This window comes from Methanomicrobiales archaeon HGW-Methanomicrobiales-1, from assembly GCA_002839675.1.
Lineage (GTDB): Archaea > Halobacteriota > Methanomicrobia > Methanomicrobiales > Methanospirillaceae > Methanoregula.
Genome location: PGYM01000002.1, coordinates 250,169 through 265,489, shown reverse-complemented (window position 1 = coordinate 265,489; position 15,321 = coordinate 250,169). Strand labels below are relative to the sequence as shown.

Sequence of the window (15,321 nt, the reverse complement as noted above, 5' to 3'; positions counted from 1 at the left end):
TGTTGTTCGTGCTTTTCATAAGATATCTTTCAGATGAGTGATAGAATCGATAGTATAAGTTGGTTTTACGGTCGAGTTTCTCACTGTATCTTCACGGAATTTCCCCGTCCTGACCAGAATACTTCTCATCCCGGCGTGGTGAGCTCCCCCGATATCGGTGGTAATATCATCGCCAATCATTGCTACCTGCCCGTTTTGTAATCCCATGTCGTGCAGGGCAAGGTCAAAGAACGCTTTCGAAGGTTTCCCCATTACGGTTGCTGTTTTCCCGGATGCAAATTCAAGTGCCTGCACAAAGGGGCCGGCTGAAAGGGAGAGGCCATCGTGTGCCATCCAGTACCGGTCTTTTTCCAGTGCAATCAGTTCCGCCCCCTCCATGAGGTGGCGGAAGGCTGTGTTGAGGTTGTCATACGTAATCGTATCCCCGGCATCGCCGACAATCACATAATCTTTCTTTGAACCGGAGTCTTGTGCACAAACCTGCTCAAAATCCCGGTCAACATTCCCGGTGGTGAGAAGATAGCAATGCAGTTTGCTGGTTTTTTTCATATACGCAACAGCGGCAAGAGGCGGAGTGAAAATGTATTTCTCGGGGATATCAAATCCCATAGCGGATAAGCGGCTGGCAATGGTTTTCCGGCATTTCTGTGTTGTGTTGGAGACAAACCGGAATGGGTAATTTTCCTGCATGAGATATTCGATGGTATCCTTCGCTCCTGCAATGGGTTTATCTCCCACGTAAAGAACCCCGTCAAGATCGATAAGAAAACCCTTTATTCCTTTCATGCCTCACGACCGCCTTCATTTTTTCGTTTCAATGCCCGGTTTTTCACGGCTTCACCCTGTACAAAAAGGATTGTGTCCCTGGAAAGATTAAACGTCTCATTGAACTATTGAAAATATTTTCACTTTCACCCTGCACGGCCGGAAGTTTATACGTTCATTTCTGGATGTAATCCTGACGATGGCTGCTCTACAAGCATCAGCCCGGATAGGATCCCTCTGGCACCAGCGCATGCAGACGCTGAAGGAATACGAAGTTGTCCGGGATGGAAACATATTCGGGACGAGTTTTTCCAACAGTGTTGTTTTCTCATCAGAGTATGATCAGGCACGGCAGCAGCTTGAACATCTGATCGCCAGTTACCATGACCGGCCTTTTGATGGGGTTTTTTCCGGGGAAGAGATCACCAATGACCGTGGGACCTGCTTCTCGTTAACGAGCCCGCACTCCCTTCATCCCCCGGCATTCGATCTCGATCACTACCGGAATACCATTCTTAATGATCTCTCCCTTGTCCGGGGGATTGGACGGGCAACGGAAAAACGACTGCGGGAACGGGGTTATGAGACATTGTACGACCTCGCTGAGCATCCCAAGTACCGTTCGCATGTCCATCCGGTCATTGACTGTATGTGCCACGGGGATTCGCGTGATATCATGGAACTCATTGGTAAACGGCATGCAAAGTCGCATCCCCTGGTGCTGGGAGCAGCAGGTCTGCACGAACCTGAAGATTATGTCTTTCTTGATATCGAGACTATGGGTCTGTTCTCCCGGCCGATCATTCTCTTTGGCATCGGGGTGATGGAAAACGGATCGCTGAATGTTTACCAGTACCTGCTCCGTGATATCGAAGAGGAGCAGGCTGCACTCTATGAAACAATCCGTCACTTGTCCGGAGAGCGAAAAGCACTTGTTACGTTTAATGGCAAAGCATTCGATCTACCCTATATCAATGACCGGCTCGGGTACTACGGGATGGACAATCCTGTCAGTACCCGTATTTCGCATTTTGATGTCCTTCATTTCAGCCGCAGGCACTGGCTGGGTCAATTCCCCTCAATGCGCCTCACCGCACTGGAACGGGAGATATTAGGCATTCACCGCGAGGATGATATTCCCGGCCAGATGGTGCCCGAATTTTATGAGACGTACCTGCGGACGGGTAATTGCGGGCCTCTGGTTCCGATCGTTGAGCACAACAGGCAGGATATTATTTCGCTGGCCCTGTTGTTTTTCCATCTGATGGGGGAATCCTATGGCTGTTGAGGATGTAATCCGGCTTCTCGCTACCAACCCGGTCTATCATCACCGCGTGGTACATACCGAAATTATTGAACCCTGCCTCCCCCGTTATGGCACACTCGATTCACCTCTTTCCGATAGTATCACTTCCTATCTCGACCAGAAAGGCATCCGGCTGTACACGCACCAGTGTGATGCAATCAACCACGTTAATGCCGGCAAAAATGTGATAATCACGACGCCAACAGCAAGCGGTAAGACCCTGGCGTTCAATATTCCAGTTTTTTCCGCGCTTGAAGCCAATCCGGAAGCTCGTGCACTATACCTGTACCCGACAAAAGCGCTGTCAAACGACCAACTTATAACCCTTGAGCAGATGGCTGACTATACCGGCATTTCAGCAAAACCCGCTATTTATGACGGGGACACCCCGCAGTCTCGACGGGCGGCGATACGGGATAACTCGCGGATAATTCTCTCGAATCCCCATGAGATTCATCAGATCCTGTCCTGGCACATGAAATGGCGCCCGCTGTTTGCCAATCTCCGGTATATTGTCATCGATGAGGCACACCGGTACCGGGGAGTATTCGGTTCACATATTGCGATGCTGATCCGGCGTTTGTCGCGACTTTGCCTTCACTATGGTTCACGCCCGCAGTTCATCATGTCCACGGCAACGCTGGCAAACCCGGAGGAATTTTCCTCCCGGCTGACCGGTCATCCATTCGAGTTAATCGACGGTAATGGATCCCCTCACGGGAGGAAACATTTCGTTCTCTACAACCCGTTCTACGATGGCGTAGGTGAACGCTCCACGCATCAGGAAACAAAAGACCTTCTGGTTTCCTGCGTGAAAAACGATCTCCAGACATTGTGTTTTACTGGTTCCCGGAAGATGGCGGAACTCGTTACCCTCTGGGCGCGGGAGGATGCACGACGTTCAAGTGCTCAGCTCGCAGATGCAATCTGCGCGTACCGGGCAGGTTATCTTCCCGAGGACCGGCGGATTATCGAGAACCGTCTCAAGGATGGGACGATGAAGGGTGTTGTCTCGACAAATGCACTTGAGCTTGGTATCGATATCGGATCGCTCGATGCCGTGATTATTTCCGGGTACCCGGGTACCATGATGTCCACGTGGCAACAGGCCGGCCGGGTCGGGAGGAAAGGTGATGTATCTCTTGCTCTTCTTGTTGCGCAGGCCAATCCCCTTGACCAGTACTTCATGAACCACCCGGAACAGTTTTTTTCGCGTTCGAACGAACACGCAATCGTTGATACGGACAATCCGTATATCGTATCCGGGCACCTGCTCTGCGCTGCAGCTGAGCTTCCCCTCCGCGAAGATGAAGACCGGGTATTTTTCGGTGATGCATTCCCTCAATTGCTTCCGGAACTTGCATCCACCGATCTTGTCAGGAAGACAGCCCGCGGGTGGGTGTATTCCGGGCGGGGCAGAGCAGCCAGCCTGGTAAGTCTTTGGGGGATTCCCGGAGAAACCTTCCGGATTATGTGCCATGGCAGGATGCTCGAGACCATGGACCGGGCTCAGGCATACCGGGAAGCCCACAAAGGGGCTATTCTTCTCCACCAGGGCGAGATGTATCTTGTCAAGGAGATGGATCTGGAAACCCATACCGTGCGGGTGGCCGAGGCCGATGTGGACTATTACACGCAGCCCTTAAAAGAGGTGGATCTTGCGATCATCGAGACCCTTGAAACCTGTGAATTGAATGGGGTGAAATGTGCCTTTGGAGTAGTGGAAGTGACCGAACAATATACCGGTTACAAGATCAAACGCGGCGATACCATTCTGGGTGTTGAACCCCTCTGTCTCCCCCCGCTCACCTTCAGGACAAAAGCATTCTGGCTCATCCCTTCTCCCCATACGGAGCAGAACATTTTGAAAGGGAACCTGGATTTTGCCGGCGGACTGCATGGTGCAGAGCATGCCATCATTGCCCTCATGCCTCTGCATGTGATGTGCGATCGCTGGGATATTGGCGGATTGTCATCAGCCGCATATGGTGAGAACGGAGAGCCGGTCATATTTGTTTATGATGGCTATGAAGGAGGTATCGGACTTGCTGAGAAAGCCTACGAGATCCTGCCCGATCTGTTTGCCACCGCCCATGCACTGGTCCGGGACTGCCGGTGCGAAGATGGCTGCCCGTCCTGCATTTACTCCCCAAAATGTGGCAATGACAACCAACCCCTCGATAAGAATGCGACCATGCTTATTCTTGGAGACCTCTGCCGGGAACCGGTAATTTCTGAACCCGTCATGGATTCCATGAGCTCTGAAACAGCCTCTTCGTGAATTCTCTGTTGCTAGTCTTCGAGAACGATCCCGCTTTCCTGTCCCTGCACCTCGTCTTCAAAAATGAAGAGTTCGTCTATCGTGGTATGCAGGGTCCGGGCTACATCATGGGCGAGTTTGAGGGACGGATTATATTTTCCCTGTTCCAAAAAGACGATTGTCTCCCTTCGCACACCTACTTTTTTTGCGAGATCATCCTGTGTAAGGGAAAAACGCGTCCGGAATTCTTTGATTCTGGTCTGCACAATTGTGTACTCCAATTATATCCTATTCCACATCCCCTTTCCGGAACAGATAGATCTGATAGAGCCGGGCAGAGAGTGCAAGCACGACAATGGACAGTGCAAGTGCAACCTGGGTTCCCAGCCTTAATAGTCCCAGATAATCCAGCCAGAACAGGCAGAACATAAAGAGCAGGCCGGTGAGCCATGCATAGGACAGCCCGTATGCACCGATCTTTTTTGAGCGCTCATCAGATTCCGGCTCATTCCCATATTGCCGGTGCCGGGTGATCCCCGTGATAAGGAAGGCAAGTCCTGCTACAAGCAGGATAGTCCCGATGATGGCTTCACCCGCGGTCAGGATCATGGAAGCGATACCGCTGATGATCATTAGTATTCCGATGATTATGCGGTAGAGATTTCTGGGTTTCATTTCTATCAGTCCTGTGTGTTATCTATTTCTAACACTATTTCATATTAATGTTATCTATTTCTAACATATGTACGAGACCCCCATTTTGAGCATTGATTCCCGGAGGGGGTGATCAGGAATGTTTCCATCATCTACCGTGACCCACGGGGTTTCGGGAGTCACCCCGGCATTCCAACTGTACCCATGTGACCCCCCTCAGTGGATCCCGGCACAAAAAACACCAATCGTCGACGTAAATCAGGATAAAATATGTCCGGAATTCAAGTGGGCATGGAGGGGGTCGCGTGGGTACACTTGATAATTGCCATCAGTACCTCCTGCGGTTTTCGTGATCCTGTGGAATGATCTCAACGCCGTTAACCTGCCGGGAATGAGTGGCAGATTCAGGGTCACGGGTTGAGTTTAGGCCGTGCAAATGTACCCACGCGACCCCCATCCTCCCCCTGACTTGAAAGCGTGATAGATAATCAATACTTATGAACGCAAAAAAAGTGAGAGAATCCAAAAGAGCAAGAGGATTTGTCCAGAGCAAGAAAAAAAATTATTCTTTGATTGTTGAACTGACGGAAAGGAATACCGGGCCCCTTACGTCCACTTTTTTGTTATTATCTGTTATTGCACGCATTGCGAACTCCTCGATCTTCAGGTTAATGTCACTGGGGAGTTTTGCCATCTTCACCTGCACCGTGGTGGCCTTCCCGCACCGGGCAGCTTCTTCGATGCGGGCAGCGGCGAGCGCTGCAACTGCGCTCAGGTAGCTGATGCCGGTTGAGACTCCCTCTGTCCGCGCCTGTTTCCACTTCTCAACATCCGGCACACCCAGAATCGATCCTTCATGGACGAATATTTCATTGGCGCAGGCGGGACCGCAGAGCTTTGCATTGGATTCCGGCTCTTCTACTGCCACTTTTATCGCTACTCCGCCAAGAGTCCCTTCCCATGCATCGAATGAGCATGGTCCGGCAGCGGCGCCATTTGCGGTAGCGACACGGATAATTGCTGCTGCAAGCTGCTTTCCTTCCGGGGATGCCGGTTCTTCCCGTACATGAACCGCCCGGGCAATATCCCGGTCAGTAATGGGTCGGGGGAAGAACTGGGGGAAACAGAGTTGACGGACGTCATTTGAATTGTACGCAATCATCGCGAGTCGCTCTACACCTAACCCGAGGTTCATGACCGGTACGCCGATACCGTACTCGGCAAGTGCTGAGGGGGAGTACATCCCAAACGTTGCCACCTCAACCCAGCCATGTACCGGGTGGCGGGCATAGACCTCGGTCTGCGAATCCGGCATATAATACTTGGAACGTTTCTCATCCGGCTGGAACCGGAAATCAGTGTACCCGAATGCGGAAAGGAGTGCCTCGCTGACGGCTTTACCATCTTCAATGGTGACATTTTCTCCGGCAATGATACACGATGCCGAATGATAGGTCATGAGACGGGTCGGCCCTTCAGCCTGTTCGCGCCGGAAACACCGGTCAACTGAGAACATACGGATGGGAAGCGCTGTTTTCTCCCAGATCGCTCCGAGAGTCATGAACCAGCCGCTCGTCATGTGGCTGCGGAGCGTTGAACGCGAAGATTCCGGAACGAGTGCCCTGAACTCCGGAAAAACAACGTCGAGGATGTGCACAACCAGCGCGTCATCCACCCCAAGCACCTTGGAGAGCTCGAAGGTCAGTTCGTCCCCGTCGATCTCCGATTTCTTGTACGCGTGGAGCGTCTCGCGCAGGTGCTCCTCGGTTTCTTTTGTCATGGATTTGTAATGTTCATGCAGGTGAGCTTGTTCGACCGGCACGGTATCCCCGTGTGCGAGCGGGCTCCGATGGCTCATCAGGATCTCATTGATCTCATCGAGCTGTTTCCGGGCGATCCCCACGTTCGGACGGGGAAGTCCCCCGAGATAGAAGACCCGGTCGAGCACGGCCATTGCCTCGGGGCCGAACTGCCGGTAGATGTCCTGTTCCTCGATGATGACTGGGTTTTCGGCTTCATCGAATCCCAGCGAAAGGTAGGTCTCGCGGAGCCGGTTTATCGTGGCAAAGATCGGGTGCGCCTGGGCCCGTTTGAACGTAAGGCATGGGTATGTTGCCGCATGTCCCGGCGGTGTAACTACAGATGGCCCTTCATGCCATGCACCTTCAAAATTCTCACGTGATTTTCGCTTCCATTCTTCGGGATTGAATCTCATGTTATACGCTCCAGGCAGACCACTCTGCTCAAAATATTCTCATCTTTAAACCGGTAATCGCACGCTGCTGCAATCTTTTCTGCAAACGATCGTACATACTCATGCGCCGGCATGTTCTCTCTAGCCAACCGGTTTCTACTGTATCCCAGATACATATATCCCTTCACTTCCACAAATGACGCGCCCGAATCCTGCAGGATCGCGGCGTATTTTTCCGGAGAGAAATCGTTGAGACCCTTGACAAGGGTAATCCGCACTGCGGATCGCCGCGTTCCCAGCAGGGCAAGGCTCTCATTTACCTGCTCCCAGTAATCCTCCTCCGGGCGGCATACCGCGATGTAGGTCTCCCGATCCGGCGCATCGAGCGAGACATACATCTGGTACGGGTGGCACCTCCGGAGCATGTCAGGATTTGTTCCGTTGCTCACGAGAAATGTTGTATAGCCTTTATCGTTGAAGAGATCGATCAGCGCCGGGAGCTGGCTGTAGAGTGTCGGTTCCCCGGAGAGCGAGATCGCGACGTGTTTTGGATCCAGGGCTTCCTGCCACTTTTCGGAAGTGACTGTATTATCGAGGATGGAATTGTACCCGGCAAGAGCTTTTTTCTGGAACTTGTGTAATCCGGCCAGAATTGTTTCCGGAGAGCACTCCTTTTCCTCGGGCATCTCTTCTTCGTAGGATCTCCAGCAGAATAGGCAGCGCTGGTTGCAGCGCAGGGTGGGGGTCATCTGGACGCAACGGTGGCTGTCAATCCCATAGAACTGGTGCTTGTAACACATGTCACCGCCCATAAGTGCCCGTTTGCACCACATGCAGGGCTTGAGAGCAGCGCCTGAAGTCTTTGAAAAAAACTGGTATCCCTGCTTTCGCAGGGCATTACATGGTGCGGATGGCATCGATCCCAAGTGTCTCTAACGACTCTTTGAGGGTGTTCTGCGCTGCTTTCACGAGGGTAAGCCGTCTATCGCGGACTTTTCCCTCGCTCTTCAGTACCGGGTCGAAGTGGTAGAACGAGTTGAAGGTATCGGCAAGTTCGCGGGAGTACGTGGCAAGGATATGCGGACGAAGTTCTGCGATCACCCGTTCGATGACCATGGGCAGCTTCGCAATCTGTTTGGCAAGGGCAATCTCAGCCGGTGTCTCAAGATCGTAGCATTCCTCAAAAGGTCCTGCTTTCTCTAAGATACTGCAGGCTCGGGCATGGGAGTACTGGATGTACGGCCCGCTCTGGCGCTCGAAGTCCAGCGCTTCCTTCCAGTCAAAGACCGTGCTCTTTTCGGGGGATACCTTCACGATATCATACCGGACTGCTGCAAGACCGACTGATTGTGCAATTGCCCTCCGGGCCGGCTCATCGAGTTCGGGTCTCCGTGCGGTCACTTCATCGAATGCCCGCTTGTTGATCTCGGTGATCAGGTCATCGGCCGAGATGAACTTGCCTGCCCGGGTGCTCATCGACCCATCTGGCAGGGATACGAACTCGAAGTGGACGATCTCCGGTACCTTCTCCCCGAGCAGTTTCATGGTGCACTGGAGCTGGGCGCCAATCAGCTTGTGATCAGCACCAAGCACATCGATCATCCGGTCAAAGTTCGCTCCTTTCCATGCATGGAATGCAAGGTCGCGGGCTGCATAGACCGAGGTACCGTCACTGCGCCGGATCACGTACTTGTTCTCGAACCCGAACTCCGAGAGATCGAGTGCAAGGGTCTCTTCCTGTCGTGCCTGCGGAAGTTTCCTGATCCGGTTGATGATCTTCTCGGTGTACCCGTTCCGGATGAAATCGCTCTCCCAGACAAACCGGTCGTGAGCCACGTTGAGGTTTTTCATCGTGACCTTGAACCCGTCAAGGCAGCGCGAGACCTCGTTCCTGAACTTCTTGACCGTGGGAGTATCGCCTTTCTCCACCAGCTGCATCAGTTCATTGACCTGCTGGGTGATCTCCGGATCCTTCTCGATCTCGCGGTTTGCTGCAATATAGATGCGGGCAATATGGGCATCCTCTTTCTCGCCCTCCTGCTGAGTGCTGTCAAGATGAGTGAACCCCCAGACGACGATTGCGATCTGCCGGCCCATATCATTGACATAGTACTGGACTTCGAGCCGGTAGCCAGCCTTGCGGAATGCCCGGGCAAGGGTGTCACCGATGATTGAGTTCCGGATGTGTCCCACATGGAGCGGACCGTTAGGGTTGGCGCTCGTGTGTTCGAGAACAACACGGGTTGTTTTTTTCTCAAGTGAACCATAACCCGGTTTCACTGCGGCTTTTATTGTCTCGCTGACATATTCCTTGCCGAAAATGAAATTGATATACGGGCCTTTGGCTTCAACCTGAATTCCTGTGAGTTCAGGATGTTTCGCAAGCTCGGCGACAAGATCCTGTGCGATCTTGACCGGTGCCTGTTTTTTCTGCTTTGCCAGTGCGAATGCGATAGTCGTTGCAAGGTCGGCATGCTCCCCGCCTTCGGCCAGCAGCACATCTTCCATGCCGGTACTCTCCCTGAGTACGCGCTCCAGTAGTATTCGTTTTTCCAGTAACATCAGCATCCCGTCCTGTAGCGCAGTATTGCGGCAATCCCGCCGAAAGCGGTGAAGAGGATCGATCCTTCTTCAAAATCATCGGAAATAAGCTCGACTTTGGCACTGCTCTGTTCAGCGAGTTTGGTTAGTTCATCGACGATATCGATCTCCTCATCGAGGATAAGCGGTGCCGTACATTTCGGGCAAGAACCGAGAGGGATGTCCCCGACTGTTTTTCCTGCATCGATGTGAACCGTCTTTTCATCCGTGAAATCGCAGTTCTGGCATTTTATCCGGAGCCGGGATTTACGGAGGTTTGCCGAGAGAAGCAGGGTATCGACGGCCCCGATTTCAAGATTTTTCCGGATGCTATCTTCCCCATAAGCTGCAATGCTGGCATCCTTGACGAGCTCTCTGAGGTACCTATCCATGAGCGCTTTTTCCTTGACTACGGTCATGCCTTTGAGCGCATCCTTTGCCGCATCCACCAGTTCGGAGAGACCGTCTTCGTTGGTATATGCTACATCAAAGATCCCGATGATCCGCTTCTGGATCTCGTGATGGAGGAAGTTACCGGCTTCAAACTCCTCTTTTGTCGGGCTGGGGCCCCCTATCAGCAGACCTTTGAATCGCTCGAAGAAATCTTTCTCTGCAAGGAATATGGCACTGGATCGCTCCCCGATTCTTGTATAGAACTCGGCAATCGCAATCTCCCTGAGACGCCCGAACCGGGCAGCGGACTGGCCGCCTTTGCGCGTCTTTCCCGGAACTGTTGACGTTGTACCGCCAACAGGTTCGATCCGGTTGCCGCGTAAAAAGCCCCAGTACGCTTCCCGCCGGTCAAGGACGAGAAGCCCGTAGATAGACTTTTCTTCGAGCATCTGCTTGAGCGGCTCGAGCTCAAAGTTCGAGCTGCAGCGGTACATGTAGAGGTTGAGTGGTTCGGGAGGCTCTACGATCGTGCACTGGAGATCCGTACGATCGCCATAGGTTTTGACGGTACCACAGAAGACCGCAAGGCCATGCAGGGGCGGGCGCTTGTAGTACTTGAGCCGTGAGAGGATGGAGGAGATGGCGCTCTGGACATTGGTCTTGGTCTGCTTGCTCTTGATGTTGGCGCACTGGCCAAACTCGTCCTTGAGCTGGTTGGTAACATCGTAGATCTGCTTGTCAGGGGGGATATAGATCGTAATAAGTTCCGTCCCGTCTCCCTGCTGTAACTCGAGCTTCTCGAGCGCCTTTTTGAACTCGTAACGCTTTCGCGCGTCGTCCATCTCCCGTTCTTCTGCCATTGCCGGTCTCAAACCTCTCTAGAGCTATTACTTATAGACTCTCGTGGGCCATAAATTTGCGCCCAGTGCATAATGATCTGCGTATCGACATCACTGTTGATCCCATGATCTCCGGAAAATTCGGTGAAGGTCTTAGGCTCCTGTGCTGAGTCAAAGAACTGTTTTCCGCTGGCAAACGGGATGATCGGGTCACCTGCTGCATGGAAGATCCAGACCGGGCGCGGGGCAATTTTTGTGAAATAGGTGCCGGGCTCGATCGAGGTGGCGAACCGTACGGGATCTCCCGTATATCCCTGTTGTATCACGGAGTCGAGTAATCCCCAGTTGGATGTGGATATTCCCACGTACCCGGCGAATTGGGGATCAACACCTGCTGCGACGGCTGCATATCGCCCGCCATTACTCGATCCCATAGCATAGACCGGGACTGAGAACCGGTCGGAAACAATCTTCTGCGCGCTGACCAGATCGCAGACCGTGAGGTAATATTGTGGCCAGTCCCCCTTCTCAAACCGGCTGAAGTCCTGCTGGACGAGCTGCTGGCTGAAAGGAACGCCGGGGGTTTCCGCACCATTCCCGCGGGTATCTGCAAACATGAATGCATAGCCGGCTGCTGCGTACCGGACCATCCGTTCCTCGTGGCCGGTGATCTTCTCACCCGCACCGGGAGCATACACGATTACCGCCTTCGGGTTTTTGGGTGCAGCAAGGTACGTGACCACATCGCCGCTTTGCGTATGCAGGACAATCCGGGACTTCGTATAGGTCTCATTGGAGACGAGCACTTCTTCACTTGTCGTAACCGGGGCGCAGGTAACGGAAAGGATACCATTGTTATCTACTGAGTATGCAGGTTTTGCTTCAGCAGCGGGTGTACCTGTACATCCGGCACATGCGATGAGCAGGACAATGATTACTCCAATGGTAAGAAAAGAACGCACGATTAACACCCGAAACAGCGGTGGATTAAGCAGATCGTCTTTGCATCAATGATCGTGCCATCACGGATCATGGCCGGCAGGTCGCGGATGGCAACATCCACCACCTCAATTATTTCGTCTTCGTCTTTCCCGTACTCCTGCGAGAGGGAGAGGTCCCGGGCTTCGAATAAGAAGATCTTCTCATCGGTATATCCCGGTGTTGTATAAATGAACCCTTTTTCCTGCATTTCCTTGGCTGCAAAACCCGTCTCTTCGATCAATTCCCGGTGAGCGGTCTGCAACGGGTCTTCGCCCGGTTCCATGGTTCCTGCCGGGGCTTCGAATATGTACTGGTCGATGGCATACCGGTATTGTTTTACCAGTTTGCACCGGTCACCATCAAGGGGGAGAATAGCCACGGCATTGCTGGGGTGAACAATGACCTTTTCCCGTTCAATCCCATTCGGGAGCCGGATCATACGACTCTCTATCCAGAGACGCCTGCCGCGAAAGATCTCCATTTATTCCTCGTAAGGGATCGGGTCCTGTCTTCCAATTGCAGCAAAGGCTTCTTTCCGGAAATGGCACGACCCGCAGGTGCCGCAGGCTTTGCCCTCATTCCGGTAACAGGACCATGTGTGCTCGTACGGAACGCCGAGTTTCATACCGACATTCAGGATGTCTGTCTTTGTCATGTGGATGAAGGGGGTCTTCAGCATTATCTTAGTTGTATCTTTAGTACCCAGATCGATCACGCGCTGGAATGCTTCGATAAACTGGGGGCGGCAGTCCGGGTAACCGCTATAATCGAGCGACTGGACTCCGATGAAGATTGCCTCTGCACCTTTCGCCTCGGCAAAACTGGTTGCAATGGAAAGCAGGTTGGCATTCCGGAACGGCACATACGTATTGGGAACATGTGCCCGGGCCGCATCAAACTCCTCGACGGCGATTTTATTGTCCGTGAGGCTGCTCTCGCCGAATTGTGAGAAATAGCCGACATTCACTGCGATGAAGTCTTTTGCATTGAGCAGGGAGGCAATCTTCCGTGCACATGCCAGTTCTTTTGATTCAGTCCTCTGTCCGTAGTTCAGGTGCAGGGCGCAGATATCATATCCTTCGCTCTTTGCCAGGTACGCAAGCGTGGACGAGTCCATGCCGCCGGAAAGTAAACATACCGCTTTCATTTCACACCTATGATCTTGTGCAGTTGCAGCTGGAACCTGACGGGCAGGTTGTTGGTCAGTATAAATTGTGCAATATTGGAGTAATTGCTTCCAGTAACCGGAGAAAAGAAGATCTCACCGGCAATTCTATGCGATTCTATAATCTGCTGTGCATACCGGCAATCGGTTTCATCCTTGAGGACAAACTTCACGCTGTCCTGCGGGCGGATGGTATCGAGCAGAGCCAGATCGCTCTGCTCTCCGGATGACGGGCATTTCACATCCATGCAGATCGAGGCATATGGCTGCAACCGGGTAAATGCATAGGTACCGTTTGTCTCAATATCGACATGTGCGCCCCGCTTGTGCAGGGATGCAAGCAATGGTTCGAGTTCAGCTGCCTGCATGAGCGGTTCGCCACCCGTTATGCAGACATACGGGGGATTGATGCGCCACACCTGTTCCAGGATTGCATCGAGACTCATCTCCTTGCCACCCGACCGGGAGTATTCCGTATCGCACCAGTGACAGTTCAGGTTGCAGCCTGCGAGCCGGATAAAGAGGCAGGATTTCCCCTGGTTTTTACCCTCGCCCTGGAGGCTCCTGAAAATTTCCGTGACATTCATTCAGGTAAGCTCGGCGCAGGCTGTGGGGGATTCCCAGACACGGATCTTCGTTACGACTGCCTTAATTCCCCTTTCCCGGCAGACCGCAGAGAGATCATCGCGGATAAGGACTGCCATCAGTTCACTGGTTGGCTCCCCGGGGGTCGTGATAACCGGGTGGAACTCCTCGATGCGGGGGACCATCGGGTCTTCGCGGTTCAGGATGATCTGGTGATCGTACTTGTTAATGACCTGCTTGATCAGACTATAATCGATCAGGATTTGCGTTGCCGGGTCCGGCTCGCCTTCCATCCATACCTCAATCTTCCACCGGTGCCCGTGGAGGTTGGCACACTTGCCCTTGTAATGGAGCAGACGGTGGCTGGTATCGATCTGCACCTCTTTATAGATCCCGACTTTCATCGCATATCATTGGCCTTACAGGATATAATATTATTATGAGGTAGGGATAATAGTATAGGACAGTCAGGTGGATTGCCACAATTTATAAATCGGAACCCCGCGATTGTATATATCTCAGTGTGGGTTATCGATAACCACAAAAACAACTAAAATGAGGTTATTTAATGGGACAGGGTAAATTTGCAGCCAGAAAGATGGTTCGGGACTCAAATAAGTTCCGGTGGGCAGACAAGAACTACGCCCGCCGTGAGCTCAATCTTGATGTGAAGTCAGACCCGTGTGAGGGCGCTCCACAGGCAAGAGGTATCGTGCTGGAGAAGGTCGGTGTTGAGGCAAAACAGCCCAACTCAGCTATCCGGAAGTGCGTGCGCGTGCAGTTGATCAAGAACGGACGTCAGGTCACCGCGTTTGCAGTGGGCGACGGTGCAATCAACTTCATCGATGAGCACGACGAAGTCGAGATCGAAGGCATCGGCGGTCGTCTCGGTCGTTCCATGGGAGATATCCCTGGAGTCCGGTACGTGGTTACCAAGGTGAATAATGTCTGCCTCCACGAAATGGTAATTGGCAGGAAAGAGAAACCGCGCAGGTGATTGAGATGACAGAAACCGAAGCAAAGGCCGCTGGCCAGAAACTGCTGTTCAATAAGTGGGACGTTGGCGAAGTCAAGGTTATCGATCCCAGTCTTATACGCTATGTGACTCTCACCGCCCAGATCATCCCCCACTCCTGCGGCAAGTTCTCCCGCCAGGAATTTGGCAAGAGCAACATGATGATTGTCGAGCGGCTTATCAACCGCCTCATGCAGACCGAGAATAATACCGGAAAGAAGCAGCTGGCAATCCGGATCGTGCGGGATGCTTTCGAGATCATCAACAAGAAGACCAAGCGCAACCCCATCGATGTTCTGGTTGAGGCAATCGCCAACGCCGGTCCCCGGGAAGAGACCGTCCGTCTGAAATACGGTGGTATCAACGTCCCGAAGTCGGTTGACACCGCCCCCATGCGTCGTGTCGATACCGCCATTGGTTTCCTTGCAGAAGCAACCCTGAAAGGATCCAGCACGAGCAAGAAGAGTGCAAGTGCAGTTCTCGCCGATGAACTCATCGCCGCCTCAAAGGGCGACATGAAGTGTTTCTCGGTAGGGAAAAAGGAAGAACGCGAGCGCATTGCAAAATCCGCCCGTTAAACATCT

The 15,321-nt window shown here is 52.7% G+C and carries 16 protein-coding genes; 4 read left to right on the top strand and 12 right to left on the bottom strand.

From position 1 onward, the window contains the following. Positions 1 to 15: 15 nt before the first annotated feature. Complete coding sequence (locus tag CVV30_07645; GenBank protein ID PKL69422.1) at positions 16 to 786, bottom strand: TIGR01458 family HAD-type hydrolase; 771 nt, start codon at positions 784 to 786, stop codon at positions 16 to 18. A 178-nt stretch (positions 787 to 964) separates the two neighbouring features. On the opposite strand from CVV30_07645, the gene CVV30_07640 reads away from it, so the two are divergent. Continuing rightward, positions 965 to 2,053 (top strand): exonuclease, encoded by a 1,089-nt coding sequence (locus tag CVV30_07640; protein PKL69421.1) that lies wholly within the window; start codon positions 965 to 967, stop codon positions 2,051 to 2,053. Beyond that, positions 2,043 to 4,352, top strand: coding sequence for a DEAD/DEAH box helicase (locus tag CVV30_07635; protein ID PKL69420.1), 2,310 nt, complete (start codon positions 2,043 to 2,045; stop codon positions 4,350 to 4,352). The genes CVV30_07640 and CVV30_07635 overlap by 11 nt, the downstream gene beginning before the upstream one ends. Before the next feature lie 11 nt (positions 4,353 to 4,363). Here the strand turns inward: CVV30_07635 and CVV30_07630 are convergent, their stop codons facing one another. The 11 genes from CVV30_07630 to CVV30_07580 all read right to left on the bottom strand — a co-directional run bounded on the left by CVV30_07630 (position 4,364) and on the right by CVV30_07580 (position 14,126). Continuing rightward, the gene (locus CVV30_07630; protein PKL69775.1) at positions 4,364 to 4,597 is read right to left on the bottom strand and encodes a transcriptional regulator; all 234 of its coding nucleotides are present in this window, start codon (positions 4,595 to 4,597) and stop codon (positions 4,364 to 4,366) included. 22 nt (positions 4,598 to 4,619) lie between these two features. After that, positions 4,620 to 5,006: a hypothetical protein gene (locus CVV30_07625; protein PKL69419.1), complete on the bottom strand. Its 387-nt coding sequence runs from the start codon at positions 5,004 to 5,006 to the stop codon at positions 4,620 to 4,622. 541 nt (positions 5,007 to 5,547) lie between these two features. Then, positions 5,548 to 7,200, bottom strand: a complete 1,653-nt coding sequence (locus CVV30_07620) for an O-phosphoserine--tRNA ligase (protein PKL69418.1) — start codon at positions 7,198 to 7,200, stop codon at positions 5,548 to 5,550. Then, complete coding sequence (gene twy1, locus CVV30_07615; GenBank protein ID PKL69417.1) at positions 7,197 to 8,096, bottom strand: 4-demethylwyosine synthase TYW1; 900 nt, start codon at positions 8,094 to 8,096, stop codon at positions 7,197 to 7,199. Before twy1 ends, CVV30_07620 begins: the two co-directional genes overlap by 4 nt. Beyond that, positions 8,077 to 9,741 carry an arginine--tRNA ligase gene (locus CVV30_07610; GenBank protein ID PKL69416.1) on the bottom strand — a complete coding sequence of 555 codons (1,665 nt, stop codon included), beginning with the start codon at positions 9,739 to 9,741 and terminating at the stop codon, positions 8,077 to 8,079. Before CVV30_07610 ends, twy1 begins: the two co-directional genes overlap by 20 nt. Continuing rightward, positions 9,741 to 11,012: a peptide chain release factor 1 gene (gene prf1 / locus CVV30_07605; GenBank protein ID PKL69415.1), complete on the bottom strand. Its 1,272-nt coding sequence runs from the start codon at positions 11,010 to 11,012 to the stop codon at positions 9,741 to 9,743. The genes CVV30_07610 and prf1 overlap by 1 nt, the downstream gene beginning before the upstream one ends. 8 nt (positions 11,013 to 11,020) lie before the next feature. Next, positions 11,021 to 11,956 (bottom strand): alpha/beta hydrolase, encoded by a 936-nt coding sequence (locus tag CVV30_07600; GenBank protein PKL69774.1) that lies wholly within the window; start codon positions 11,954 to 11,956, stop codon positions 11,021 to 11,023. Next, positions 11,956 to 12,453 carry an NUDIX hydrolase gene (locus CVV30_07595; GenBank protein PKL69414.1) on the bottom strand — a complete coding sequence of 166 codons (498 nt, stop codon included), beginning with the start codon at positions 12,451 to 12,453 and terminating at the stop codon, positions 11,956 to 11,958. Before CVV30_07595 ends, CVV30_07600 begins: the two co-directional genes overlap by 1 nt. Then, positions 12,454 to 13,119, bottom strand: a complete 666-nt coding sequence (queC, locus tag CVV30_07590; GenBank protein ID PKL69413.1) for a 7-cyano-7-deazaguanine synthase QueC — start codon at positions 13,117 to 13,119, stop codon at positions 12,454 to 12,456. Next, positions 13,116 to 13,724, bottom strand: a complete 609-nt coding sequence (locus CVV30_07585) for a 7-carboxy-7-deazaguanine synthase (GenBank protein PKL69412.1) — start codon at positions 13,722 to 13,724, stop codon at positions 13,116 to 13,118. The genes queC and CVV30_07585 overlap by 4 nt, the downstream gene beginning before the upstream one ends. Beyond that, positions 13,725 to 14,126: a 6-carboxytetrahydropterin synthase gene (locus tag CVV30_07580; protein PKL69411.1), complete on the bottom strand. Its 402-nt coding sequence runs from the start codon at positions 14,124 to 14,126 to the stop codon at positions 13,725 to 13,727. Positions 14,127 to 14,290: 164 nt separating this feature from the next. Here CVV30_07580 and CVV30_07575 point away from each other — a divergent pair, with 164 nt between their 5' ends. Both CVV30_07575 and CVV30_07570 read left to right on the top strand, forming a co-directional pair. Further along, the gene (locus tag CVV30_07575) at positions 14,291 to 14,719 is read left to right on the top strand and encodes a 30S ribosomal protein S12 (GenBank protein ID PKL69410.1); all 429 of its coding nucleotides are present in this window, start codon (positions 14,291 to 14,293) and stop codon (positions 14,717 to 14,719) included. A gap of 5 nt (positions 14,720 to 14,724) precedes the next feature. Then, entirely contained in the window at positions 14,725 to 15,315 is a 591-nt protein-coding gene (locus CVV30_07570; protein PKL69773.1) for a 30S ribosomal protein S7, read from the top strand. The last annotated feature ends 6 nt before the right edge of the window (positions 15,316 to 15,321 follow it).

What these genes read in the sequence shown, in the direction of transcription:
- CVV30_07645 (PKL69422.1), bottom strand. Translation starts at nt 786, where the DNA reads ATGAAAGGAATAAAGGGTTTTCTTATCGATCTTGACGGGGTTCTTTAC.
- CVV30_07640 (PKL69421.1), top strand. Translation starts at nt 965, where the DNA reads ATGGCTGCTCTACAAGCATCAGCCCGGATAGGATCCCTCTGGCACCAG.
- CVV30_07635 (PKL69420.1), top strand. Translation starts at nt 2,043, where the DNA reads ATGGCTGTTGAGGATGTAATCCGGCTTCTCGCTACCAACCCGGTCTAT.
- CVV30_07625 (PKL69419.1), bottom strand. Translation starts at nt 5,006, where the DNA reads ATGAAACCCAGAAATCTCTACCGCATAATCATCGGAATACTAATGATC.
- CVV30_07620 (PKL69418.1), bottom strand. Translation starts at nt 7,200, where the DNA reads ATGAGATTCAATCCCGAAGAATGGAAGCGAAAATCACGTGAGAATTTT.
- twy1 (PKL69417.1), bottom strand. Translation starts at nt 8,096, where the DNA reads ATGCCATCCGCACCATGTAATGCCCTGCGAAAGCAGGGATACCAGTTT.
- CVV30_07610 (PKL69416.1), bottom strand. Translation starts at nt 9,741, where the DNA reads ATGTTACTGGAAAAACGAATACTACTGGAGCGCGTACTCAGGGAGAGT.
- prf1 (PKL69415.1), bottom strand. Translation starts at nt 11,012, where the DNA reads ATGGCAGAAGAACGGGAGATGGACGACGCGCGAAAGCGTTACGAGTTC.
- CVV30_07595 (PKL69414.1), bottom strand. Translation starts at nt 12,453, where the DNA reads ATGGAGATCTTTCGCGGCAGGCGTCTCTGGATAGAGAGTCGTATGATC.
- queC (PKL69413.1), bottom strand. Translation starts at nt 13,119, where the DNA reads ATGAAAGCGGTATGTTTACTTTCCGGCGGCATGGACTCGTCCACGCTT.
- CVV30_07585 (PKL69412.1), bottom strand. Translation starts at nt 13,724, where the DNA reads ATGAATGTCACGGAAATTTTCAGGAGCCTCCAGGGCGAGGGTAAAAAC.
- CVV30_07580 (PKL69411.1), bottom strand. Translation starts at nt 14,126, where the DNA reads ATGAAAGTCGGGATCTATAAAGAGGTGCAGATCGATACCAGCCACCGT.
- CVV30_07575 (PKL69410.1), top strand. Translation starts at nt 14,291, where the DNA reads ATGGGACAGGGTAAATTTGCAGCCAGAAAGATGGTTCGGGACTCAAAT.
- CVV30_07570 (PKL69773.1), top strand. Translation starts at nt 14,725, where the DNA reads ATGACAGAAACCGAAGCAAAGGCCGCTGGCCAGAAACTGCTGTTCAAT.